This is a genomic window from Microbacterium sp. SORGH_AS_0421, from assembly GCF_030818635.1.
Classification (GTDB): domain Bacteria; phylum Actinomycetota; class Actinomycetes; order Actinomycetales; family Microbacteriaceae; genus Microbacterium.
The window spans coordinates 2,941,643-2,964,473 of sequence record NZ_JAUTAO010000001.1; the positions used below are offsets into that span (position 1 = coordinate 2,941,643).

The 22,831-nt window shown below is 69.0% G+C and carries 18 protein-coding genes and 1 pseudogene; 5 read left to right on the forward strand and 14 right to left on the reverse strand.

The genetic code is table 11. The annotated features are described in order from the left end of the window. Window positions 1–126: 126 nt before the first annotated feature. Window positions 127–627 carry a hypothetical protein gene (locus QE416_RS14065; protein ID WP_267787127.1) on the forward strand — a complete coding sequence of 167 codons (501 nt, stop codon included), beginning with the start codon at window positions 127–129 and terminating at the stop codon, window positions 625–627. 59 nt (window positions 628–686) lie between these two features. Here QE416_RS14065 and ligA read toward each other — a convergent pair whose 3' ends face one another. The 3 genes from ligA to QE416_RS14080 form a co-directional block, all read right to left on the reverse strand. Next, complete coding sequence (gene ligA / locus QE416_RS14070) at window positions 687–3,128, reverse strand: NAD-dependent DNA ligase LigA (RefSeq protein ID WP_307317089.1); 2,442 nt, start codon at window positions 3,126–3,128, stop codon at window positions 687–689. Between the two features lie 65 nt (window positions 3,129–3,193). Then, window positions 3,194–4,291, reverse strand: coding sequence for a tRNA 2-thiouridine(34) synthase MnmA (gene mnmA, locus QE416_RS14075; RefSeq protein ID WP_210074731.1), 1,098 nt, complete (start codon window positions 4,289–4,291; stop codon window positions 3,194–3,196). 9 nt (window positions 4,292–4,300) lie between these two features. Beyond that, the gene (locus tag QE416_RS14080) at window positions 4,301–5,485 is read right to left on the reverse strand and encodes a cysteine desulfurase family protein (RefSeq protein ID WP_267787124.1); all 1,185 of its coding nucleotides are present in this window, start codon (window positions 5,483–5,485) and stop codon (window positions 4,301–4,303) included. 46 nt (window positions 5,486–5,531) lie between these two features. Here QE416_RS14080 and glgX point away from each other — a divergent pair. The 3 genes and pseudogenes from glgX to glgB all read left to right on the forward strand — a co-directional run bounded on the left by glgX (window position 5,532) and on the right by glgB (window position 11,899). Then, window positions 5,532–7,611 (forward strand): annotated as a pseudogene (gene glgX, locus QE416_RS14085) (glycogen debranching protein GlgX). 185 nt (window positions 7,612–7,796) lie between these two features. Next, window positions 7,797–9,764 (forward strand): alpha-1,4-glucan--maltose-1-phosphate maltosyltransferase, encoded by a 1,968-nt coding sequence (locus tag QE416_RS14090; RefSeq protein ID WP_307317960.1) that lies wholly within the window; start codon window positions 7,797–7,799, stop codon window positions 9,762–9,764. Next, window positions 9,761–11,899, forward strand: a complete 2,139-nt coding sequence (gene glgB, locus QE416_RS14095; protein ID WP_307317093.1) for a 1,4-alpha-glucan branching protein GlgB — start codon at window positions 9,761–9,763, stop codon at window positions 11,897–11,899. Before QE416_RS14090 ends, glgB begins: the two co-directional genes overlap by 4 nt. Before the next feature lie 135 nt (window positions 11,900–12,034). Here the strand turns inward: glgB and QE416_RS14100 are convergent, their stop codons facing one another. Continuing rightward, window positions 12,035–12,985, reverse strand: coding sequence for a tetratricopeptide repeat protein (locus QE416_RS14100; RefSeq protein WP_307317096.1), 951 nt, complete (start codon window positions 12,983–12,985; stop codon window positions 12,035–12,037). Next, window positions 12,982–14,793 carry a glycosyl transferase gene (locus QE416_RS14105; protein ID WP_307317099.1) on the reverse strand — a complete coding sequence of 604 codons (1,812 nt, stop codon included), beginning with the start codon at window positions 14,791–14,793 and terminating at the stop codon, window positions 12,982–12,984. The genes QE416_RS14100 and QE416_RS14105 overlap by 4 nt, the downstream gene beginning before the upstream one ends. 169 nt (window positions 14,794–14,962) lie before the next feature. Between QE416_RS14105 and QE416_RS14110 the strand changes: the two genes are divergently transcribed. Next, on the forward strand, window positions 14,963–16,039 hold the full coding sequence (locus QE416_RS14110; RefSeq protein ID WP_210075358.1) for an AI-2E family transporter: 1,077 nt from the start codon (window positions 14,963–14,965) through the stop codon (window positions 16,037–16,039). 3 nt (window positions 16,040–16,042) lie between these two features. On the opposite strand, the gene QE416_RS14115 is transcribed toward QE416_RS14110, so the two are convergent. The 9 genes from QE416_RS14115 to rpsB all read right to left on the reverse strand — a co-directional run bounded on the left by QE416_RS14115 (window position 16,043) and on the right by rpsB (window position 22,809). Then, window positions 16,043–16,765 carry an alpha/beta hydrolase gene (locus QE416_RS14115; RefSeq protein ID WP_210074718.1) on the reverse strand — a complete coding sequence of 241 codons (723 nt, stop codon included), beginning with the start codon at window positions 16,763–16,765 and terminating at the stop codon, window positions 16,043–16,045. Further along, on the reverse strand, window positions 16,765–17,052 hold the full coding sequence (locus QE416_RS14120) for a hypothetical protein (RefSeq protein ID WP_210074716.1): 288 nt from the start codon (window positions 17,050–17,052) through the stop codon (window positions 16,765–16,767). The genes QE416_RS14115 and QE416_RS14120 overlap by 1 nt, the downstream gene beginning before the upstream one ends. A gap of 9 nt (window positions 17,053–17,061) precedes the next feature. Beyond that, window positions 17,062–17,589, reverse strand: coding sequence for a transglycosylase SLT domain-containing protein (locus QE416_RS14125; RefSeq protein ID WP_267787120.1), 528 nt, complete (start codon window positions 17,587–17,589; stop codon window positions 17,062–17,064). 235 nt (window positions 17,590–17,824) lie between these two features. Beyond that, on the reverse strand, window positions 17,825–18,400 hold the full coding sequence (locus QE416_RS14130) for a DivIVA domain-containing protein (RefSeq protein ID WP_210074711.1): 576 nt from the start codon (window positions 18,398–18,400) through the stop codon (window positions 17,825–17,827). Then, entirely contained in the window at window positions 18,397–19,449 is a 1,053-nt protein-coding gene (locus tag QE416_RS14135) for a phosphatidate cytidylyltransferase (RefSeq protein ID WP_210074709.1), read from the reverse strand. Before QE416_RS14135 ends, QE416_RS14130 begins: the two co-directional genes overlap by 4 nt. 5 nt (window positions 19,450–19,454) lie before the next feature. Beyond that, the gene (frr, locus tag QE416_RS14140) at window positions 19,455–20,009 is read right to left on the reverse strand and encodes a ribosome recycling factor (protein WP_210074708.1); all 555 of its coding nucleotides are present in this window, start codon (window positions 20,007–20,009) and stop codon (window positions 19,455–19,457) included. A 75-nt stretch (window positions 20,010–20,084) separates the two neighbouring features. Next, entirely contained in the window at window positions 20,085–20,804 is a 720-nt protein-coding gene (gene pyrH / locus QE416_RS14145; protein WP_210074706.1) for a UMP kinase, read from the reverse strand. Window positions 20,805–20,948: 144 nt separating this feature from the next. Then, complete coding sequence (gene tsf, locus QE416_RS14150) at window positions 20,949–21,776, reverse strand: translation elongation factor Ts (RefSeq protein ID WP_103208967.1); 828 nt, start codon at window positions 21,774–21,776, stop codon at window positions 20,949–20,951. A gap of 154 nt (window positions 21,777–21,930) precedes the next feature. After that, on the reverse strand, window positions 21,931–22,809 hold the full coding sequence (rpsB, locus tag QE416_RS14155; protein ID WP_210074704.1) for a 30S ribosomal protein S2: 879 nt from the start codon (window positions 22,807–22,809) through the stop codon (window positions 21,931–21,933). Window positions 22,810–22,831 lie beyond the last annotated feature (22 nt).

Genomic DNA, 22,831 nt, shown 5'->3' on the forward strand with positions numbered 1-22,831 from the left:
GGTCCCTGCTACACCCGAGCTCGTCGCGCAAGGGCAGGGGTCGAATTGGCATGGCCGGCCACGGGGTCGATACGGTGGGCGAATCCGGGCCGTGTCGTGCCCGGGTGTGACCTTGGGGGGAATCACATGATCATCAAGCGCACTCCGTTCGCTCTCGTCGCAGCCTCTGCGCTGCTCCTACTCGCCGGCTGCTCGGGCGGCGCGTCGAACACCGCCGAGTCGAGCGACAACAGCTCGAACGACGGCGGTACCACCACCACGCAAGAGACCACGGCGCCCGCAACGCCCGCCGCTCCCGCGGGCGACCAGTCGAAGGCGGAGGCCTGCGACATCGTCCGCGAGCAGTTCCAGGCGGTCAGCGGTGCGGGCAGCACGGTCGACAGTTCCGACCCGCAGGCGACGCTCACGGCGTTCAAGCAGCTCGCATCCGACGTCGGCACCCAGTTCTCGTCGATCACCAACGAAGAGATCGCGCCCGCGGCGCAGAAGGCCAGCGGTGCGCTCAGCAACTACGCCGCGTACCTCGAGACCGTCGTCGCGGACCCGTCGAAGGCCAGCGGGCTGAGCGACCAGATCAGCACTCTGCAGTCGAGCTTCACCGAGGCTGCAACGGCCTGCGCCGGCTGACGCCGGACACGACCGAGCAGAGAGGGCGGGGGCTTCGGCTCCCGCCCTCTCTCGTCCTCTCAGCCTGCGGACGCGGCGCGCTCGTCTGGCTCGGAGCTGCCCGCCTCGACCCCGTCTGTCGCGCCGTCCAGGGCCGCGGGTCCCTGCTCGACGAGGATGCGGAACTGCGCGGCATCGAGGATCCGCACGCCCAGCTCTTCGGCCTTCGCGAGCTTCGACCCGGCGCCCGGCCCCGCGGCGACGAAGTCGGTCTTCTTCGACACGCTCGATGCGGCCTTTCCGCCCGCCGACAGGATCGCCTCTTGCGCGCCCTCGCGGGTATAACCCTCGAGCGAGCCCGTGGCCACGACGGTCACGCCCGAGAGCACTCCGCCCGCGGCCTCCGCGGCCCCCGGCCCGGGGTGACCCGGGATCGAGAAGCGCACCCCGGCCGCGGCCCACCGTTCGACGATCTCGCGGTGCCAGTCGACCTCGAACCAATCGATCACGGCGTCCGCGATGATCCCCCCCACGCCCTCGACGGCGGCGAGTTCTTCGCGCGACGCCGCGCGGATGGCGTCGAGGGACCCGAACCACTGGGCCAGAGCGCGGGCCGCGACGGGGCCGACGTGACGGATGTTCAGCGAGACGAGCAGTCGCCAGAGGTCCTTGGTCTTGGCCTTGTCGAGCTCGGCGATCAGCTTCGTCGCCTGCTCGGAGGGGCGAACCTCGCGATAGTCCTTGCGGATGCCGCGCCGACGGCGCTCCGCAGGATCGAGGTCTTCGGTGCCCGGGGGGTACGTCGCGGGCGAGAGCTTCTGGAACGGCAGGCGACGCACGAGCTCGCCGGTGTCGGGGTCGACCTTGCGCTCGCCCGTTTCGGAGTCGCGCACGATCACCTCGATGGGCACGAGCTCGTCGACGGTCAGATCGAACAGCCCCGCCTCGGTGTCGAGCGGTGGCTGGTCGGGGACCTCGGGTTGGGTCAGCGCTGCCGCGGTGACCTCGCCGAGAGCTTCGACGTCGAGCGCTCCGCGCGAGCCGATGTGCTCTACACGTCCACGCACCTGGGCGGGGCAGGAACGAGCGTTCGGGCACCGCAGGTCGATGTCGCCCTCTTTCGCCGGTCGCAAGGGGGTGCCGCACTCGGGGCAGTCCGCGGGCATGACGAATGCGCGTTCGCTGCCGTCGCGCAGCTCGACCACGGGCCCCAGAACCTCGGGGATGACGTCGCCGGCCTTGCGCAGCACGACCGTGTCGCCGATGAGCACGCCCTTGACCTTCACCACGTCCTGGTTGTGCAGGGTGGCCTGGCGGACGACGCTGCCGGCGACCTTGGCGGGTTCCATGACCGCGAAGGGCGTCGCACGACCGGTGCGTCCGACCGAGACGACGATGTCGAGGAGCTTCGTGTTCACCTGCTCGGGCGGGTACTTGTAGGCGATCGCCCAGCGCGGTGCGCGGCTGGTGGCCCCGAGCTCGTCGTGCAGCGCGAGCTCGTCGACCTTGACGACCACTCCGTCGATCTCGTGCTCGACGTCGTGTCGGTGCTCGCCGTGGTGCGCCACGAAGGCGAGTACCCCGTCGATCGACGACTCGACGCGACTGTACGGCGAGGTGGGCAGGCCCCAGGAAGCCAGCAGGTCGTAGATCTCGCTCTGCGCTGCGACGGGCGGGTTCTGCCAGGCTCCGATGCCGTGCACGTAAAGCTTGAGCGAGGCGATCCGCGCAAGCCCCGCCTCGAGCTCGAGGCCGCTCTTCTTGTCGATCTGCTGACGCAGACCGCCGCTGGCCGCATTGCGAGGGTTCGCGAAGGCGGGGAACCGCCGCGCCGCGGCGATCTCGGCCTTCTCTTCGTCGAACGCGCGTCCACCGCGACGACCGGCCGCACGCTCGCGCGCCTCGGCCAGCACGCGCTCCCGGAGCTCGCCCTGCCGGCGATTGAGGTCCTCGAAGGACGCGACGGGGATGAAGACCTCGCCTCGCACCTCGACGATCGCGGGGTGGCCCTCACCCGAGAGCTCACGCGGGATGTCGGCCAGACGCAGCGCGTTCTCGGTCACGATCTCGCCCACCCGCCCGTCGCCGCGCGTCGCGGCCGAGGTGAGCACCCCGTTCTCGTAACGCAGGCTGATCGCGAGCCCGTCGATCTTCAACTCGCTCAGCCAGTGCACCTTTCGGCCCGCGGCGGCCTCGGTCTTGACGGCCCAGTCGCGAAGCTCGTCGGGAGAGAAGACGTTGTCGAGGCTGAGCATGCGCTCGGCGTGCTCGATCGTCGCGAGATCGGTGGCCTCGGCCGCGCCCACCGACAGAGTGGGGCTGTCCTGCCCCTGCAGCTCGGGGTGAAGGCGTTCGAGCGCCTCGAGCCGGTGCATCCACCCGTCGTAGGTCGCGTCGTCGACGACCTCGGCATCGCGCCCGTAGTAGGCGTCGCGCGCGCCGACGATGCGCTGCGTGAGTTCGCCCGCCTCGGCGCGTGCCTCATCGAGGGTGAGGTCGGGAAGCTGATCGTGCTCGGTCACTCATCCAGCTTAGGGAGGGGTTCCGACATCCTCGGAGGGCCTTGCACCACCAAGTCCCTCACCGGTCACGCCTCGACCGGAACCGCCGACACCGTCCGATCGATCGTGAACTGCCCGAGCACGCGCGTGCCGTCGTAGAGCACCGCGGTCTGCCCGGGCGCCACACCGTCGAACGGCGTCTCGGGACGCACCGTCAGCACACCGTCGACGAGCTCGGCCGTCGCCGGGACGGGATCGGCGTGCGCGCGGATCTGCGCGTGACACGCGAAAGAGGTCGACGAGGGTGCCCGACCCGCCCAGGTGAAGCGCTCCCCCGCGATCTCGGAGCACGCGAGCGCCTCCTTGGGGCCGACCACGACCGTGTTGTTGATCGGGCGGACCTCGAGCACGAATCGCGGTTTGCCGTCGGCCGCGGGAACCCCCAGTTGCAGGCCGCGACGCTGACCGACCGTGAAGGCGTGCGCCCCCTCGTGCGTGCCGACCACCGCACCTGTGCGATCGAGGATCTCTCCGCGCTCGGCACCGACCTTGTCGGCGAGCCAGCCGCGCGTGTCGCCGTCGGGGATGAAGCAGATGTCGTGGCTGTCGGGCTTCTGCGCCACCGACAGCCCGCGCTCCTCCGCCTCGGCGCGCACGAGCGCCTTCGAGGGCGTCGAACCGAGCGGGAAGTAGGTGTGAGCGAGCTGCTCGGCCGTGAGCACGCCCAGCACGTAGGACTGGTCCTTCGCGTTGTCGGAAGCCCGATGCAGCTCGCGCCCGTCGGGCGTATCGACGAGCGTGGCGTAGTGACCCGTGCACACGGCGTCGAAGCCGAGCTCCAGCGCGCGCTCCAGAAGCGCGGCGAACTTGATCTTCTCGTTGCAGCGCATGCAGGGATTCGGGGTGCGCCCGGCACGGTACTCCGCCACGAAGTCATCGATCACGTCGTCGCGGAACCGCTCCGAGAAATCCCAGACGTAGAAGGGCATGCCGAGCTTGTCGGCGGCACGCCGTGCGTCCATGGCGTCTTCGATCGTGCAGCAGCCGCGGCTACCGGCGCGGAGAGTCCCCCCGGCGCGCGACAGCGCCAGGTGTACGCCGACCACGTCGTGACCCGCCTCCACCGCGCGGGCCGCAGCCACCGCGGAGTCGACCCCACCGCTCATCGCCGCCAGAACTCGCATCGTCCCAGTCTACGAACGTCGGTCCGAACGGGCGCCGGATGCGACGGCCCGGGCGTACGCATCGGGCAGACGGGAGAGCACCGCGTCGACGTCGGCGTCCGTCGAGGTGCGGCCGAGCGTGAATCGCAGAACCGAGCGCGCCGCACGATCGTCCAGCCCGAGAGCCAGAACCACGTGCGAGGGCTCCGCGACCCCGGCCTGGCACGCGGACCCCGTCGACACCGCGATCTGCTCCATGTCGAGCAGGAAGAGCAGCGTCTCGCCCGCGGCATCCGGGAAGAGCACGTGCGCATTACCGGGGAGACGCTCGGTGGGATGCCCGAGCAGTCGGGCCGAAGGGATGGACGAGCGGATGCCGGCCACCAGGCGATCCCGCAGGGCCTCGAGACGCACGGCCTCGTCGCGGCGCTCGTGCTCGGCCGCCGTGATCGCGGCGGCGAAGGCGGCGGCTCCCGCGACGTCCTGGGTGCCGGCACGGAGGCTGCGCTGCTGCCCGCCGCCGTGGACGAGGGGCGTGAGGCGGGCGTGTCGCGAGACGACCGCTGCACCGACGCCGACCGGACCGCCGACCTTGTGAGCCGACACCGACATCGCGACGAGCCCGGAGGAATCGGTGCCCGCCCCGCGCCACGCGGCGAAGTCCACCGTGATCTGGCCGAGCGCCGAGACGGCGTCCAGGTGCAGCGGCACTCCGGCCTCGTGCGCGCGCAAGGCCAGATCGGCGGCATCCTGGATCGTTCCCACCTCGTTGCTCGCCACGAGCGCGGTGGCGAGGGCAGCACCGGGCAGAACGGTCAAGAACGCCTCGACGTCGATGCGTCCGAGCGGATCGAGGGGCGCGGCGCGCACCTGCGCGTCCTGCGTCGCAGCGAGCCACCCCACGGCGTCCAGCGTCGCGTGGTGCTCCCCGTCGGGCAGCACGATCGCGTCCGTCGCCGGCTGACGCGACCACCACAGGCCCTTCAGGGCGAGGTTGGCGGACTCGGTGCCACCCGAGGTGAAGACCACCTCGATGGGCTGGCACCCCAGGACCGCGGCGACGCTCTCGCGCGCGTCTTCGAGGAGACGCCGGGCGTCCTGCCCCGCGGCGTGGATCGACGAGGGGTTGCCGAGCACGTCGTGGGCAGCGAGCCACGCTTCGCGCGCTTCGGGGCGCAGAGGGGTGGTCGCCGCGTGATCGAGGTAAACCCGCATCCTCACCCTCCCCGCATCTCCCGCGCCTTTCACTAGCCTAAGACGCATGTCCCGACCCGAGACTGTCCTGCCCGCCCGCCCCGCCCTGCTCAGTTCGTCCCTCGACGATCTGGGGGTGCGCCTCGGTCCCGACGGCGGCACGCTGCGCGTCTGGTCCGGGTCGGCCGACGCGATGCAGCTGCTCGTCTTCGACGACCTCGACCTCGACTGGGCGACCGAGACGATCACCATGGACCCCGTCGGCGAGGGCGTCTTCGAGGCGACCACCGCCCTGCTCCGCCCCGGCGCCCGGTACGCGATCCGCGTCGGCGGACCGCACGGGCCCGGACACACCTTCAACCCGCAGTCGCTTCTCATCGAGCCGTACTCCCGCGGGCTCGTGTCGGGCAGCTACGGCGATTGGCGCTCGGTGGTCGTGGACGGATCCTTCGACTGGGGCAGCTCGGCCAAGCCGCGCGTGCCCCTCGACCGCACGGTCATCTACGAGGGTCATGTGAAGGGCCTCACCAAGCGGCATCCGTTCATTCCGCCCGCCCTCCACGGAACGTATGCGGGTCTCGCGCACCCCGCGATGATCGACCACCTGCTCTCCCTCGGCGTGACCAGCGTCGAGCTGCTGCCGGTGCACGCCTTCGCCACCGAGCCGCGACTGCTGCAGCTCGGACTGTCGAACTACTGGGGCTACAACTCGCTGAACTTCTTCACCCCCCACGCTCCCTACGCCACAGCGGCGAGCCGCGCCGAGGGGCCCGAAGCGGTGCTGCGCGAGTTCAAGGGCATGGTGAAACTCCTCCACGAGGCGGGCCTGGAGGTTCTTCTCGACGTCGTCTACAACCACACGGCGGAAGAGGGCATCGGCGGCCCCCGCACGAGCCTGCGCGGCCTCGACAACAGGGCCTACTACCGGCAGACAGCCGAGGGCGCGTACATCGACGAGACCGGCTGCGGCAACGCCGTGAACACCTCGACGGACGCCGCCGCGCGTCTGATCCTGGATTCGTTGAGGTACTGGAGCGAAGAGGTCCAGATCGACGGCTTCCGCTTCGATCTGGCGGTCACCCTCGGTCGCGACGAGCACCATTCGTTCACGCCCGAGCATCCCCTGCTCCAGGCGATCCGCGACGACGACCGGTTGGCGAGCACCAAGCTGATCGCCGAACCGTGGGACGTCGGGATGGGCGGCTGGCAGACCGGCAACTTCGGCGAGGGCTGGCTCGAGTGGAACGATCGGTACCGCGACCGAGTCCGCAACTTCTGGCTGAGCGACATCGACTACGCACGTCGGGCCGCCACCGCCCCCGTCGGGATCGGAGGCTTCGCCACGCGGCTCGCGGGGTCGTCCAACACCTTCAGCGAGGAGCGCGGCCCGCTCGCGAGCGTCAATTTCGTCACCGCTCACGACGGTTTCACACTGCGTGACCTCGTGTCGTACGACGTCAAGCACAACCTCGGCAACGGCGAGCAGAATCGCGACGGGGCCGACACGAACCGGTCCTTCAACCACGGCGCCGAAGGGCGCACCGACGACGAGCGCGTGCTCGCCACCCGACGCAAAGCCATGCGCAACCTCATGGGCACCCTGCTGCTCTCGGCGGGAGTGCCCATGATCACGGCGGGCGACGAGATGGGGCGCACGCAGCGCGGGAACAACAACGCCTACTGCCACGACTCCGCGCTCACCTGGCTCTCGTGGGACCTGGCGCCGTGGCAGCGCGATCTCTTCGCGCACACGCAGCGGCTCACGCAGCTCCGGCGCGAGAACCCCGCGCTGCGCCCGCGACGATTCGCCCGGCTCGGCGAGGTCATCCCCTCGGCATCCGTCATGGAGTGGTTCGACGAACGCGGCGAGACGATGTCGATCGACGGCTGGAACGACCCCCGCGCACCGAACGCTGCAGTATCTGGCGACCTCGACGCCCGAGGACGAGGAGCCCAACCGCGTGCTGCTCGTCGTCCACGGCACCGAGGCAGCCACCGAGATCGTCCTCCCCGAGCTCGAGGGAGCCCGGTACGTCTCGCTGTGGTCGAGCGCAGACGAGAGACCGTCCGACCAGGCCGAGCGTTTCGCTCCCGGAGACGTGGTCCCCGTCGCCGAGGCCAGCATGCGCCTGTTCCGCGTCGACTGATCCGGGCCCGCTGTCAAGGCCGAGCGAAACCGTACGGCAACGTCGGTGGCCCGCGATAGGTTCGGACCGTGGCCACCACGACGACTTCCTCGCCCGAGCTGCCCTGGCGCAGCGCCGCCTCGATTCCCGTGCGTCCGGTCAAGCCGACGCCCACCTCGCGCAGCGTGGTCACCCCGCGCATCCCCATGGCGCTGCCGCATCCGAGCGTTCCGGGTGGCCGCTTCCGGCCTTCCGCGTACGTGGGCGAGGCCGTGCCGTTCACCGTCACGGCGTTCCGCGAGGGCCACGACCGCATCGGCGTGCAGCTGCGCCTGTTCTCGCCGTCGGGCGACGAATCGCTGCACCGTCTGAGCCCGCTGAACGACGGCTTCGACCGCTGGTCGACACTCGTGGCACCCCTCGAGCAGGGAGTCTGGCGGTTCCGGTTCGAGTCCTTCGCCGACGACTTCGCCACCTGGGAGCACGCCGCCGAGCTCAAGATCGCGGCAGGCGTCGACGTCGCGCTCATGCGCGAGATGGGCGCGCAGCTGTTCGACCGTGCTCGCGGCGAGAAGAAGCGCCCGGCCAGCGACAAAGACCGTCTCTACGACGCCGCCCGCGCGCTACGCGACCCGGACGTGCACGACGACACCGCCCTCCAGATCGTCCGCGATCCCGAGATCGCGTCGCTTTTCGAAGCGCGCCCGATGATGGGCCTGGTATCGGTCGGACGGGATGCCGAGCTGCTCGTGGAACGCGAACGCGCCGGCGTCGGCGCCTGGTACGAATTCTTCCCCCGGTCCGAGGGTGCGCGTCGCGCCGAGGACGGCAGTGTGATCAGCGGCACCTTCCGCACCGCCGCCGAGCGACTCCCGGCCGTCGCCGACATGGGCTTCGACGTCCTCTACCTCCCGCCGATCCACCCGATCGGACAGACCAACCGCAAGGGCCCGAACAACACCCTCGTCACCGAGCCGGGCGACCCGGGCTCGCCCTGGGCGATCGGCGCCGCCGCGGGCGGGCACGACACCGTGCATCCCGACCTCGGAACGCTCGACGACTTCCGCGCCTTCGTGCAGGCCGCCCGTGAGAACGACATCGAGGTCGCTCTCGACCTGGCGCTCCAGGCCTCGCCCGACCATCCCTGGGTCACGGAGCACCCCGAGTGGTTCACGACGCTGCCCGACGGCTCGATCGCGTTCGCCGAGAACCCGCCGAAGAAGTACCAGGACATCTACCCGATCAACTTCGACAACGATCCTGAGGGGATCCGCGCAGAGGTCCTGCGAATCGTGCGCCATTGGATCGCGCAGGGCGTCACGATCTTCCGCGTCGACAACCCCCACACCAAACCCCTGCAGTTCTGGGAGTGGCTCATCGCCACCGTCAGCGCCGAGGAACCCGGAGCGGTGTTCCTCGCCGAGGCGTTCACGCGCCCGGCCCCCCTGCAGGGACTCGCGATGGCCGGGTTCCAGCAGAGCTACACGTACTTCACGTGGCGCAACACGAAGGAGGAGCTCGAGGAGTTCCTCGGCGGCCTCGCTCACGAGACCTCCGACTTCCTGCGGCCCAACCTCTTCGTCAACACTCCCGACATCCTCACCGAGTACCTGCAGTTCGGCGGACGCCCGGCGTACAAGATCCGCGCCGCGATCGCCGCGACGGCGGCGCCCACCTACGGGGTGTACGCGGGCTACGAGCTGTTCGAGAACGTCGCGCGCCCGGGTGCCGAAGAGAACATCGACAACGAGAAGTTCGAGTACAAGTTCCGCGACTGGGCCGGCGCCGAGGCCGCGGGCGACTCGCTCGCCCCGTACATTCGGATGCTCAACGCGGCGCGCCGTGCACACCCGGCCCTGCTGCAGCTGCGCAACCTCGACATCCACTGGAGTGACGACGACTCGATTCTCGTCTACTCCAAGCACCTGGCCGCAGAACTCTCCCCCACCGGTTCCAGCGACACGATCATCGTCGTCGCGAACGTCGATAGGCATTCCGCCCGCGAGAGCACCGTGCACCTCGACACGACCGTGTTCGGCATCGAACCCGGCGTCTCGTACGAGGTCGAGGACCTCGTGACGGGCCAGGTCTGGACCTGGGCCGACCACAACTTCGTGCGCCTCGACGCCTTCGTCGAGCCGGTGCACATCCTGCACGTCAAGGAGAACCGATGACCTCTCTTCCCCCCGAGATCCTGGACGCCGTCGCCCACGGCGCCCACCACGACCCGCACAGTGTGCTGGGTGTGCACGAGACGGGCGCCGGGTGGGTCATCCGCTCGCGGCGCCCCCTCGCCCGCGAGGTGGTCGCCGAGCTCGCCGACGGTACGGCGGTTGCGTTGGAGCACGTGCGCGGAGGCATCTGGGAGGCGCCCGTCGAGACCTACCCCGGCGCCTACACGGTGCGTGCGTCCTACGACGGTTCCGAGCACGTGTCCGACGACGGGTACCGCCACGCGCCCTCCCTCGGCGAGCTCGACCTGCACCTCATCACCGAGGGCCGTCACGAAGAGCTCTGGCGCGTCCTGGGTGCGCACGTGCGAGAGCTCGACGGTTCGGCCGGCACCGCTTTCACCGTCTGGGCCCCCGATGCGCGCGCCCTGCGTGTGATCGGCGACTTCAACGGCTGGGACGGGGCCGGACACGCCATGCGCTCGATGGGCGGCAGCGGTGTCTGGGAGGTCTTCGTCCCCGGTATCGGCGTCGGCACCCGCTACAAGTTCGAGATCCTCACCCGCGCGGGGCAGTGGATCGAGAAGGCCGACCCGATGGCGCGCCTCGCCGAGGTTCCTCCCGCCACGGCATCCGTCGTCACCGATTCGGAATATGCCTGGGCCGACGACGAGTGGATCAAGGAGCGTTCGCGCACCGCGCCCATCGACCGGCCGATGTCGATCTACGAGCTCCACCTCGGCTCGTGGAAGCAGGGCCTGTCGTACCGCGAGGCCGCCGACGAGATCATCGACTACGTGGGTGCTCAGGGTTTCACCCACGTCGAGTTCCTGCCCCTCGCCGAACACCCCTTCGGCGGATCGTGGGGCTACCAGGTGTCGGGCTACTACGCCCCCACCAGCCGTTTCGGCTCCCCCGACGACTTGCGCTACCTGATCGACCGCCTGCACCGAGCCGGTATCGGCGTGATCATGGACTGGGTCCCCGGACACTTCCCCAAGGACGACTTCGCCCTCGCGCGCTTCGACGGCGAGGCGCTGTACGAGCACCCCGATCCCCGTCGCGGAGAGCACAAGGACTGGGGAACGCTCATCTTCGACTACGGCCGCAACGAGGTGCGCAACTTCCTCGTCGCCAACGCGCTGTACTGGTTCGAGGAGTTTCACGTCGACGGCCTGCGGGTGGATGCCGTGGCCTCCATGCTCTACCTCGACTACTCCCGCAACGACGGTGAATGGGCGCCCAACCAGTTCGGTGGACGTGAGAACCTCGAAGCCATCCGCTTCCTGCAGGAAGTCAACGCGACTTCATACAAGCGCTACCCGGGCATCGCCCTGATAGCCGAGGAGTCGACCAGCTTCCCGGGTGTCACCGCCCCCACCTCTCACGCGGGCCTCGGCTTCGGGTTCAAGTGGAACATGGGCTGGATGAACGACTCGTTGCAGTACATCGGGCGCGACCCGATGTACCGCTCCCATCACGAGGGCGAGCTGTCATTCTCCTTCGTGTACTCGTTCAGCGAAAACTTCGTCCTGCCGATCAGTCACGACGAGGTCGTGCACGGCAAGGGCAGCCTCTTCGGCCGGATGCCGGGAGACCACTGGCAGAAGCTCGCCAACATGCGCGCGTTCCTGGCCTACATGTGGGGCCATCCCGGAAAGCAGCTGCTGTTCATGGGCCAGGAGTTCGGCCAGATGTCGGAATGGTCGGAGTCCCGCAGCATCGATTGGTGGATGCTCGACCAGCCCTCTCACAAGCAGCTGCACTCCTTCGTCGCCGAGCTGAACCGCGTCTATAAGGACCAGGCGGCCCTCTGGTCGCGCGATCACGACGGTGCGGCGTTCTCGCGTCTCGGCGCTCCCGCGTGGAACGCGAACGTGCTCGCGTTCGCGCGCCGCGATCATCACGGCAACACCATCGTGGTCGTCTGCAACTTCTCGGGCGTCCCGCTGACCGATTTCCCGCTGGATCTGCCCGAATCGGGGACCTGGAGCGAGATCCTCAACAGCGATGCCGAAGTGTTCGGCGGTTCGGGTCAAGGAAACTTCGGCGCCGTCGACACGGACGGTCGCGGAAGCGCCACCCTGACCCTCCCGCCCCTCGGCGTTCTCTGGCTCCACCACCGCGCGGGAAGCTGACACCGGCACGACAGACCCCGGGTACTGGACCGCAAGCCGTGTCCCGGTACCCGGGGGTCTCTCACGTGTGCACTTTCGCGAACGACGAACGGCCCCGTCCTCCTGCGGGAGGGCGGGGCCGTAAACCGTCCGGCGTCAGAAGAGCAGTGACGCCAGACGCGAGCGCGCGCGGATGACGCGGGCGTCGTCGTCTCCGACGAGCCCGAAGAGGTCGAGCAGGCGCTCGCGAACCGGAGCGCGCTCGTCGGTCGGCAGAGCGGCGAACAGGTCGAGCAGGCGACCGAAGGCGTCGTCGACGTGGCCGCCCACGACATCGAGGTCTGCGACGAGGAACTGTGCCTCGAGACCCTTCGGATCCGCGGCCGCGGCAGCGCGTGCCGCCTGGAGGTCGGCACCCTGGACGCGATCGAGAAGGCGAACCTGTCCGAGACCTGCGCGGGCATCGGCATCGCGGGGGTTATCGGCGAGGGCCTGCTCGTAGGCGCGGATCGCGCGCGCGTAGTCGCCCTCTTCGATGGCGGCGAAGGCCTCGGCATGCAGCGGGGGCAGCTCCGGCTCGGCAACGGGGGCGTCGGGGGCGGAGCTCCCCTCGACCGGCACGGTGCCGGTCACACCGTGCTGGGCGGCGAGTTGCAGGAGCTGGGCGAACACGTCGCGCACCTGCTGCTCGGGCACGGCCCCGGTGAAGAGGGGAACCGGTTGACCGGCGACGAGGGCGAGCACCATCGGAATCGACTGCGCCCGGAAGCCCTGCGCGAGCTGCGGGTTCGCATCGACGTCGACCTTGGCCAGCACGAGACGACCGGCGAGCTCGGTGACGACTTTCTCCAGGACGGGGCTGAGCTGCTTGCACGGTCCGCACCACTCGGCCCACAGATCGATGACCACCGGCACGGTGCGCGAGAGCTCGAGCACCTCGCCGAACGTCTCGTCCGTCACGTCGAACACGAGCGGCAGGGCGCCGACCGCGTCCGCCGGCGCGGCGGGGGCGCCGGCTGCGGGAGCGGCGGGCGGCTGCGGACGGTTACGCAGCGACGAGAGGTCGACGGCACCGCGCATCACGGAACCGGGGGCGGGAGTGCTCACGGGGACACCTTCGCTTCGAGGAGGCTGGATCGGTAGCCGAGCAGGCGGATCTGGTCATCGGAGCCCTGGCTGGGCACGTAGAAGAAGACCTGGTCGGAGTATGTCGTGGTGAAGCCTGTCGCGGACTGGTCGACACCGGTGAGGGCCTTGACCGCGGGGTTGTTGTCCAGCTTGATCACGGCGTCTTTGTTCGTGGGCTTCGCCGTGTCGCTCTCGTACACGTTGACGGCGACGATGGCACCCGTGTCGAGCGTGGCCAGCGCGATCGGAGTAGCCGCTCCCGCCGAAGCCGAGAAGCTGATCTCCGCCGTTCCCGCACCGGTCTGGTTCAGCTCGTCGGTGCGCTTGGTCTTGTTGTCCTGGATCGCGGACAGCAGGAGATCGTTGGCCGTGTCGAACTTCGCGAACGAAGCGCTGTTCTGACCGTTGTTGATGACGTCGGCGTAGGCCGCGGCGACCTTCTCGGGCGCCATCACCAGGAACGAGGAGTCCGGCGGGACCTGGGTCGCGCCCACATACGGAGCCGCCAGCTCGGGGAGGTTGGTGGAGGCTTCGAGATTGCCGACGTAGGAGGCCTTGTACTCCTCCCACGGCGTCTGCTGCGTCATCATCATGATCGTGGTCGTCGGGGTCGCGGCATCCGCCGACTCCACCACCGTCATCAGGGTGCGGGGCCACGTTCCCGTGGTCTGCGGGAGGACGATCTGCACGGGCTCCGCGGGAATCGCGGGCAGAGCCGGACGATCGGCGATCGCGGCGCGCAGCTTGTAGTTGGTCTGGCGCTCGGCCAGGGCGGGACCCGAGAGGCGCTCGGCGACCACGTTCGCATCGAGCGAGGCGTCCGCCTGGGCAACGGTCGACGAGACCTTCGAGACGATGCGCTGGGCCTGAGCCTCGGTCACCGCGGGCGGGAACTGTCCCTCCGGGACGATCACCGTGGGTGTGGGGCTCGGCGAATCCGTCGCGGCGAGCTGCGGCCAGGCATCGGCGGAGCAGCCCGCGAGAAGGGCCACCGACACGCCCAGAGCCGGCACGGCCACCAGCGCACGACGACCACCGAGGGCGCCGCGTACGCGCGCGCCTGCCCGGCGCCCGGGGCTCTGGGTCACGACCCCCTTGCTCTCGCCATCCGCGCCGATCGTCGAGATCGGCTCGGTCACGGGCAGCGGCAGGCCCTTGCGGCGCGGACGACGCTGGCGACGCACATGGCGGATGCCCAGCAGGTAGAGAATCAGGCCGATCAACAGGACGATCCCACCGCCGACGATGAGGGGACCGGCCCACGGCGTGGAATCGTCGATCGGCCAGGTGAGGCTGATGTTCGCGGGCGCCGGGGCGGTCCCGTCGGAGGCGACGAGGACGCTCATGTCGCTCGGGAGCTGAAGGGTGGTCGACAGCGACCCGGTCTGCTCGAACTCATCGAGCCAGAGATCGGAGTCCACGGGAGAGCGTCCGGTCGTCGCGGCGCCGGAGGCGGGTGTCACCGTCGGCTCGACCTCGGAGGTCTGCACCGTTCCCTCGCCGTCGAGCGTGACGGAGGTGTAGGCGACGTCGGCGAGCCACGCCTTGACATCGGCGGTGCGCCCGTACGAAGCGAACACGGCGCCGTCGCCCTGGACGCGTAGCGTCTGAGCACCCGGGACGCTGTTCAGCACCGCTCCGTCGATCAACGTGAACGCCGTCGATCCCTCGGTCTGCACGTTCGCCGAGGTCTCCGAGGGTCCGTGGAACACGGTCCTTTGAGCGATACCGGCACCGATCATGGCCGCAGCGATGACGAATGCCACCACGGCCCAGACGAATCTCACGCTTCACACCATCCCCACCGGTGGCTCGGGCGCCACCGAATCGACATTTCAGACTATCCGAGGGTGCCTGAAAGTTCTCGGCAAGGCCCGTCGCGCGCTCAGACGGCTGTCGGCTCAGTATCCTGACGACACGGGCGCACCTGCCCGGCTGATGCGGGAGTCGTTCGGCATGAAGATCCACAACCCCTTCCGGGTCGCTCTGCTCGCCACCCTCGGCGTGGGAGTCGGCCTGCTGCTCATCGGAAGCGTGCAGAACCTCTCGACGATCCTGCTGTACGTCGGAACGGCGCTGTTCCTCTCCCTGGGCCTGGACCCCGTGGTCTCGTTCCTCGAGCGTCGCGGGCTCCCCCGCTGGGCGGCCGTGCTCGTCACGATCCTGGCGGTGCTCGGCGTCTTCGCCGGCATCATCTTCATGGTCGTGCCCATCATCGTCAGCCAGATCGCCCAGCTCGTCACGCAGATCGAGCAGTTGCTGCAGCCCGGCCGATGGAACGAGATCGTCACCGACGTGCAGACCTGGGTGTCGCAGACGCTCCCCTGGCTCAAGATCGACGAGGTCTGGGCGGGTATCCAGCACTGGTTCTCGACGCTGGATGTCGGAAGCATCTCCACCATGATCGGCAACAGTCTGCTGACCATCGGCGGCGCGGTCGCGGCCGGCCTCGGCGGCGCCTTCATCGTGCTGATCCTCACGATCTACTTCACGGCATCCACCCCCTCGCTGAAGTCGGCCGTCTATCAGCTGGTTCCGGCGTCGAAACGTGCTCGTTTCATCGAGTTGGCCGAGAAGATCACCGACTCCGTCGGCTATTACGTCATGGGACAGGTCAGCCTCGGCGTCATCAACGGCGTGCTGAGCGCGATCTTCCTGTCCATCATCAACGCCCCCTTCCCCGCCGTCCTCGCGGTGATCGCGTTCTTCTTCTCGCTGATCCCCCTCGTCGGCACGCTCACGGGTTCGACGATCATCGTCCTGACCTGCCTCATCCCCGGCCTCGGTACACCCACCTGGGCGATCGTGGCCGCGGCGATCTACTACCTCGTCTACATGCAGATCGAGGCGTACGTGATCTCCCCGCGCATCATGAACCGCGCCGTGTCGGTGCCGGGGTCGGTCGTGGTCATCTCGGCACTGGCCGGCGGCGCGCTGCTGAACCTGCTGGGCGCGCTCATCGCGATCCCGGTGGCGGCGAGCATCCTCATCATCTACCGCGAGGTCATCATCCCGCGACAGAACGAGCGCTGATCCTCAGCCCCCGAGCTCGCCGTCCCACTCGGTCGGCAACGGCAGGGCGTCGGGGTTCACCGCAGCGACGATCTCGGTCAGCACGCGGCGCGTCTGCGTCTCGCCGACCCACAGATGCTTGCCGCCGTCGACTGCGATGAGGGTGGCATCCGGAACGGATGAGAAACGCTCACGGGCTTCGGCGGGACGCAGGTAGTCGTCGAACTCGGGCACCAGCACGACCATCCGGCGTGCATCGCCCGCCCAGGCGCCGACCTCCTCGGCCGTCGCGCGGTGCAGCGGGGGTGAGAGCAGGATGACGCCCTCGATGTCGTGATCGCGTCCGTACTTCAGGGCGAGCTCGGTGCCGAACGACCACCCCACGAGCCAGGGGCGCGGAAGACCGCGCTCCCGCACGAAGTCGACGGCCGCAGCCACGTCGAAGCACTCCTTCGCGCCCCCGTCGAAGGCGCCCTCGCTCGTTCCCCGCGCAGACGTGGTGCCGCGGGTGTTGAACCGCAGCACGGCGAGGTTCGCAAGCGCCGGAAGCCGGCCAGCGGCCTTGCGCAGGATGTGCGAGTCCATGAATCCGCCCGCGGTGGGCAGCGGATGCAGAGTGACGAGGGTCGCGACCGGCTCGCCATCGGCGGGAAGAGCGAGTTCGCCCACGAGGGTCAGCTCGTCGACCGTGCGCAGCTCGACCTCCTCACGGCGGGCGGGCAGCAGAACGGGTCCGCGAATCTCCATCAGGCGATCCTCCAACAGTGCGTGTGCCAATGACGCCGGGCGGCGAGGTCGGCAGCGTCTCCGAGAACGCCATCGGCGCGCCAGACGACCAGATGAGCGGTTCCGGCCTCGACGGTGCGACCGCAGCCCGGACACAGGTAGTCCTTGACCGCCTGGGCAGCGGAGATCGGCTGCACCGTCCACTCGCCGCCGCGTTTGACCTCGGTGCGCTTCCACCCCGCGATCAAACGGTCGAGAGAGTCGTCGCTGCGCGACGAATCGGGGCGTCTCTTACGGGAGCGGGGCATGGATGCCGCTCACCACCAGTGGTTGGCGGTCCAGAACGCGTACGCGCCGGCCCAGCCGCCGTAGCGACCGGTGGCGTAACCGGTTCCCCAACGCAGGTTGTCGACCGGGTCGTAGCCGTTGCCGGGGACCTTGCTGCACGGCAGGGCCTGGACCAGGCCGCACGCTCCCGACGACCGGTTCGTCGCGTTCGGGTTCCAGCCGCTCTCGCGACTGACGATGTAGTCGACGTAGCCCATGTCGGCTTCGGAGATGCCGGCTGCGGCCATCCACTCGGCGGGAGCCCCGCCGCCGGAATACAGCACGGGGCCGGAGTTGCCAGACGACGAACCCGAGCCCGCGTCTTTCGAGCGCGACGGAGCCGGGGTGGGCGTCGGGGTCGGCTTGGGCTTCACGTAGACGTTGTAGCTCGCGCGATCGAGCTGCGGAGCCTGCTTCTCTCCCGAGGTCGAGACGGCTTGCGTATCGCCGAGCCCCTCGGCGTACAGCGTGACGGTGTGCGGCTCCTCGGCCTGCGCGGGCAGAAGTGAGGCCCCCATGGGGCCCACGTAGGCTCCCACGAACAGAACGGCGGCGGCGGCTCCGAAGACACCGACCACCCCACGACGGCGCGACCACCGCGGACCGGAACGACGAGGGAGCGTCGGCGGGACCACGTCGACCCACGTGCCCCGGCGGGCGGCACGGGAGGCGGATGCGCGCGAAAGTTCCGAACCAGAAGTCACAGTGCGCCCGATTCTACCGAGGCCCGAGCGAGGATGCCACGCGCGGGAGTCATCCGACAGCGAGCATTACTTCGACGACCGCGTCGAGCACCGCATCGACCTGCGTCTCGCGATACCCGCCCCGCTGCATCCGGAAGGCGACGGAGCGGACCTGCTCGGGCGTCACCGGATCACCCGCGGCGAGATAGCGCGCGACACGCTCCGCGACGACGTCGACCTCGTCCACGCGGTAGCCGTAACGGAGAACACCCACACGGTCGAATCGCGAACCGCGCGGTCGACGGAGTCGGTCAAGGACCACCTGCGCCGTGTCGCGGGTTTCGGCGACCCAGGCGCGGGCACCGAGACGAGACAGGGCGTACTCGCGCTCGCGCGCGGCGAAGGCGTCTTCGACGCGGCCGAGGGCGGCGTCGACGACTTCCACCCGGTACCCGCCCTTGACGAGCGGGAACGCGGCGGCGCGCACCTCGGACGAACGCAACGCACCCAGATCATCGGCCTCGAAGGCTTCACGGGCACGGGCCAGGAACACGTCCACGGCACGCTTCTCGTACCCCTTGGTGCGACCCGAGGTCGTCGGGAACGGAGTCGCGGCCGCGGTGTCGTGGATCGGCGTCTCGGTCATGACACTCCCAACGGGGCGAGCAGATAGAACATCACGAGGGCAGCGGTCGCCGACGGAAGAATCGAATCGAGCCGGTCGAGCACTCCCCCGTGACCGGGGAGCCACGAGCTCATGTCCTTGATTCCCAGATCGCGCTTGAGCATCGACTCGCCGAGATCGCCGACTGTCGCCGTCGCGAGTACGACGGCACCGAAGATGAGCCCGGCCCACCACGGCACCTGCAGCATGAAGGCAGCGAGCAGGGCACCGGCGAGGAGAGCGGCGACGCACGCGCCGGCGAAGCCCTCCCAGGTCTTCTTCGGACTGATGCGAGGGGCCATCGGATGCCGCCCACCCCGGCCGAACGTCAGGCCCGAGACGTAGGCCCCGGTATCGGCAGCCACCGCAAGGATCAGGAACGCGAGCACCCACCACTCGCCGCGAGGCTGTGCGAGCAGGATCATCGCGACGCTCGTGAGGAACGGCACGTACAGCTGAACGAAGCTCGCGACCAGCACGTCGCCGATGACCTCGATGTGCGCGCGCCCGTCGGAGGCGAACATCTGCGCGGTGAGCCGCCACACGATGACCACGACGACGGCCGCCAGGGTCGCGACCCAGTGCACCCATGGCCCGAGGAAGAATCCGCTGAGCAGCAGCAGGAAGCCCATGACGAGCTGGGGAACGACATCGACGCGTCGACCCGACACCTGCAGGGCCCGCGAGAACTCCAGGACGCCGAGCACCATGGCGGCCGCGGCGAACAGCACGAACAACCACTTGATGAAGATCAGCGAGGCGACGACGATCGCACCGATGCCCACACCGATCAGGGTCGCGACGATGAGGTCGCGGCCGGTGCGCTGCTTGAGCCGCTCATTCGCCTGATCGAACTCCGCACGGGCGTTGGCGATGTGCTGCTCGGCATCCGATCGCATGGCGCGCAGCTGCGACTCGATCGCGTTCACACCCTCGCCCGTGTTCGGCGAACGGCGCGCCGGATCGAGCCGGCGAGGCGAGGCGGTCGGGTGGACCGGCTCGCCTTCGCCGATTTCGGGGGCGTCGGGCATGGGTGTCAGACCTCGAGGAGCTCTGCCTCTTTGCGCTTGAGCGCCTCGTCGATCAGGTCGACGTGCGTGCGCGTGACCGCGTCGAGCTCTTTCTCGGCGCGAACGAGTTCGTCTTCTCCGACGTCGCTCTTCAGCGCGTCGAGGTCGTCCTTGGCCTTGCGGCGGAGGTTGCGCACCTGCACCTTGGCGTCCTCGCCCTTGCCGCGCACGATCTTCACGTACTCTTTGCGGCGGTCCTGGGTGAGCTCGGGCATCGTGACGCGCACGATCGTGCCGTCGTTGGTCGGGTTGACCCCGAGATTCGGCATGTCGCGGATGGCCTGCTCGATGGCCTTCAACGCCGACTTGTCGTACGGGTTGATGACGAGAGTGCGTGCCTCGGGGTTGTTCAGCGAAGCCAGCTGGGCGAGAGGGGTGGGCGACCCGTAGTAGTCGACCATCACCTTCTGGAACATCTGGGGGTTCGCGCGCCCGGTGCGGACCGTCGCGAAGTCTTCCTTGGCGGCCTCCACGGCGCGATCCATACGCGCTCCGGCATCGGCGAGGACATCGGAAATCACGGTGACTCCATTCGTTGGGACTGACTGATCAGTCTAGTCGCGCGCGAGCCCGGCTCCCCGGGCTCGCGCGGCGCGTCATGCGGTGACGAGCGTGCCGATCGTCTCGCCGAGCAGGGCCCGCGTGACGTTCCCCGCGGGCTCCATGCCGAACACGCGCATGTCCATACCGTTGTCCATGCAGAGGCTGAACGCGGTGGAGTCCACGACCTTGAGTCCCTTCTGCAGCGCATCACCGTAGGTGACGTGGTCGAGCTTGGTCGCATCCGGATCCACGTTCGGGTCGGCGGTGTAGACGCCGTCGACGCCGTTCTTGGCGACGAGGACCTCGGTCGCGCCGATCTCCAACGCGCGCTGGGCGGCGACCGTGTCGGTCGAGAAGTAGGGAAGGCCCGCACCCGCACCGAAGATCACGACGCGGCCCTTCTCGAGGTGACGCACCGCGCGGCGCGGGATGTAGGGCTCCGCCACCTGCGTCATCGAGATGGCGGACTGCACGCGGGTGGCGGCACCGGCCTGCTCGAGGAAGTCCTGCAGTGCGAGGGAGTTCATCACCGTGCCGAGCATGCCCATGTAGTCGGCGCGCCCGCGGTCCATCCCGCGCTGGCTGAGCTCGGCACCCCGGAAGAAGTTCCCGCCGCCCACGACGATGGCGATGTCGACGCGGTCCACCGCCTCGGCGATCTCGCGGGCGATCTGTCCCACGACGTCGGGATTCACGCCCAGTTGGCCGCCGCCGAACGCCTCCCCCGACAGCTTCAGCAGAACTCGGCGGCGCTTGGTGGATTCATCGATCACGTGTGATGTCCTCTCGTCTTGAACAAACTATCCCCCCGCACCTGCGACCGATACGACGGAACCGATATGGGTAGCGGGCAGGGAAAAGGCCCGGGATGCCGTGGCATCCCGGGCCTCATGACGGGCCCTGAGCCTGTCTAAGGGTTACGCGCCGACCTTGAAGCGGGCGAAGTCGGTCAGCGTGAGACCGGCGTCGGACGCGACCTTGGCGACGGACAGCTTGTTGTCCTTCGCGTAGTCCTGGTCGAGCAGCGAGACCTGCTTGAAGAACGCGTTGACGCGTCCCTCGACGATCTTCGGCAGCGCGGCCTCGGGCTTGCCCTCGTTGCGGGAGATCTCGGTGACGATCTCGCGCTCCTTCTCGACGTCGGCCTCGGGCACGGCGTCGCGAGTGAGGTACGAGGGGTTCGCGAACGAGATGTGCTGCGCGATCGAGCGAGCGGTCTCGGCGTCGTCGCCCGAGTAGGCGAGGACCACGCCGACCTGCGGGGGCAGGTCCTTGCTGGTCTTGTGCAGGTAGACCTCGAACTTGTCGCCCGAGATGGTGCGCACGCGACGGAGCTCGACCTTCTCGCCGATGATCGCGGCCTCGTCCGAGATGAGCTGCTCGACGGTCTTGCCGTCGGCGTCGGCGGCCAGGGCGGCCTCGACCGAGTCGGCACCGGCGGCGGCGGCCGCGTCGACGACCTTGTCGGCCAGCGCGATGAAGCGCTCGTTCTTGGCGACGAAGTCGGTCTCGCAGGCGAGCTCGAGCAGCGTCACGGAACCGTCGTTCTCGCGAGCGGCGACGAGGCCCTCGCTGGTCGAACGGTCGGCGCGCTTGGCGTTGCCCTTGGCGCCCTTGAGGCGCAGGATCTCGACGGCCTTCTCGACGTCGCCGTCAGCCTCTTCGAGCGCCTTCTTCGTGTCGACCATGCCCGTGCCGAGCTGCTCGCGCAGCGCCTTGATGTCGGCGATCGTGAAGTTTGCCATGGTGTGGCGTCTCCTTGTCGTTTTCGTTCTCGATGTGAGCCCGGCGGGGCCGTGCCGCTGCCCTGCGAAGAGGGAGCTGTCACGACCCCCGCCGGATCGTAGCCTGTGAGGGTGACGCACCGTTCACACGTAGACGAACGGATTGCCTCGCGGCTTACTTGCTGTCGGTGGCCTCGGCGTCGGCGGCCTCGGTCGACTCGGCGGCCGGAGCCTCGGCCGACTCGGCGACGGGCGCCTCGGTCGACTCGGCGGCGGGAGCCTCGGTCGACTCGGCGGGCGCCTCGAGAAGCTCGCGCTCCCACTCGGCGAGGGGCTCGGCGGCCTCTTCCTCGCCGGCGGGCTGGTGACGCTGGATCAGGCCCTCGGCGGCGGCGTCGGCGATGATGCGCGTGAGCAGGCTCACGGAGCGGATCGCGTCGTCGTTACCGGGGATCGGGTACTGGAACTCGTCGGGGTCGGCGTTCGTGTCGAGGATGCCGATCACGGGGATGCCGAGCTTCTTGGCCTCGTCGACCGCGAGGTGCTCGCGCTTGGCGTCGACGACCCAGATGGCCGACGGGGTCTTCTGCAGGTTGCGGATACCACCGAGCGACTTGTGCAGCTTGTCGAGCTCGCGCTTCTTGAGCAGCAGCTCCTTCTTGGTGAAGCCGCTCTCGGCCGGGTTCTCGTAGTCGAGCTCCTCGAGCTCCTTCATGCGGGCGAGGCGCTTCGACACCGTCTGGAAGTTGGTGAGGAGGCCACCGAGCCAGCGCTGGTTCACGTAGGGCTGGCCCACGCGGGTCGCCTGCTCGGCGAGGACTTCCTGCGCCTGCTTCTTGGTGCCGACGAAGAGGATGGTGCCGCCGTGCGCGACGGTCTCCTTGACGAACTCGTACGCCTTGTCGATGTACCCGAGCGACTGCTGCAGGTCGATGATGTGGATGCCCGAGCGCTCGGTCAGGATGAAGCGCTTCACCTTCGGGTTCCACCGGCGGGTCTGGTGTCCGAAGTGAACGCCGCTGTCGAGCAGCTGGCGGATGGTGACGACGGCCATGGTCGTACTCCTGTTTCTGGGC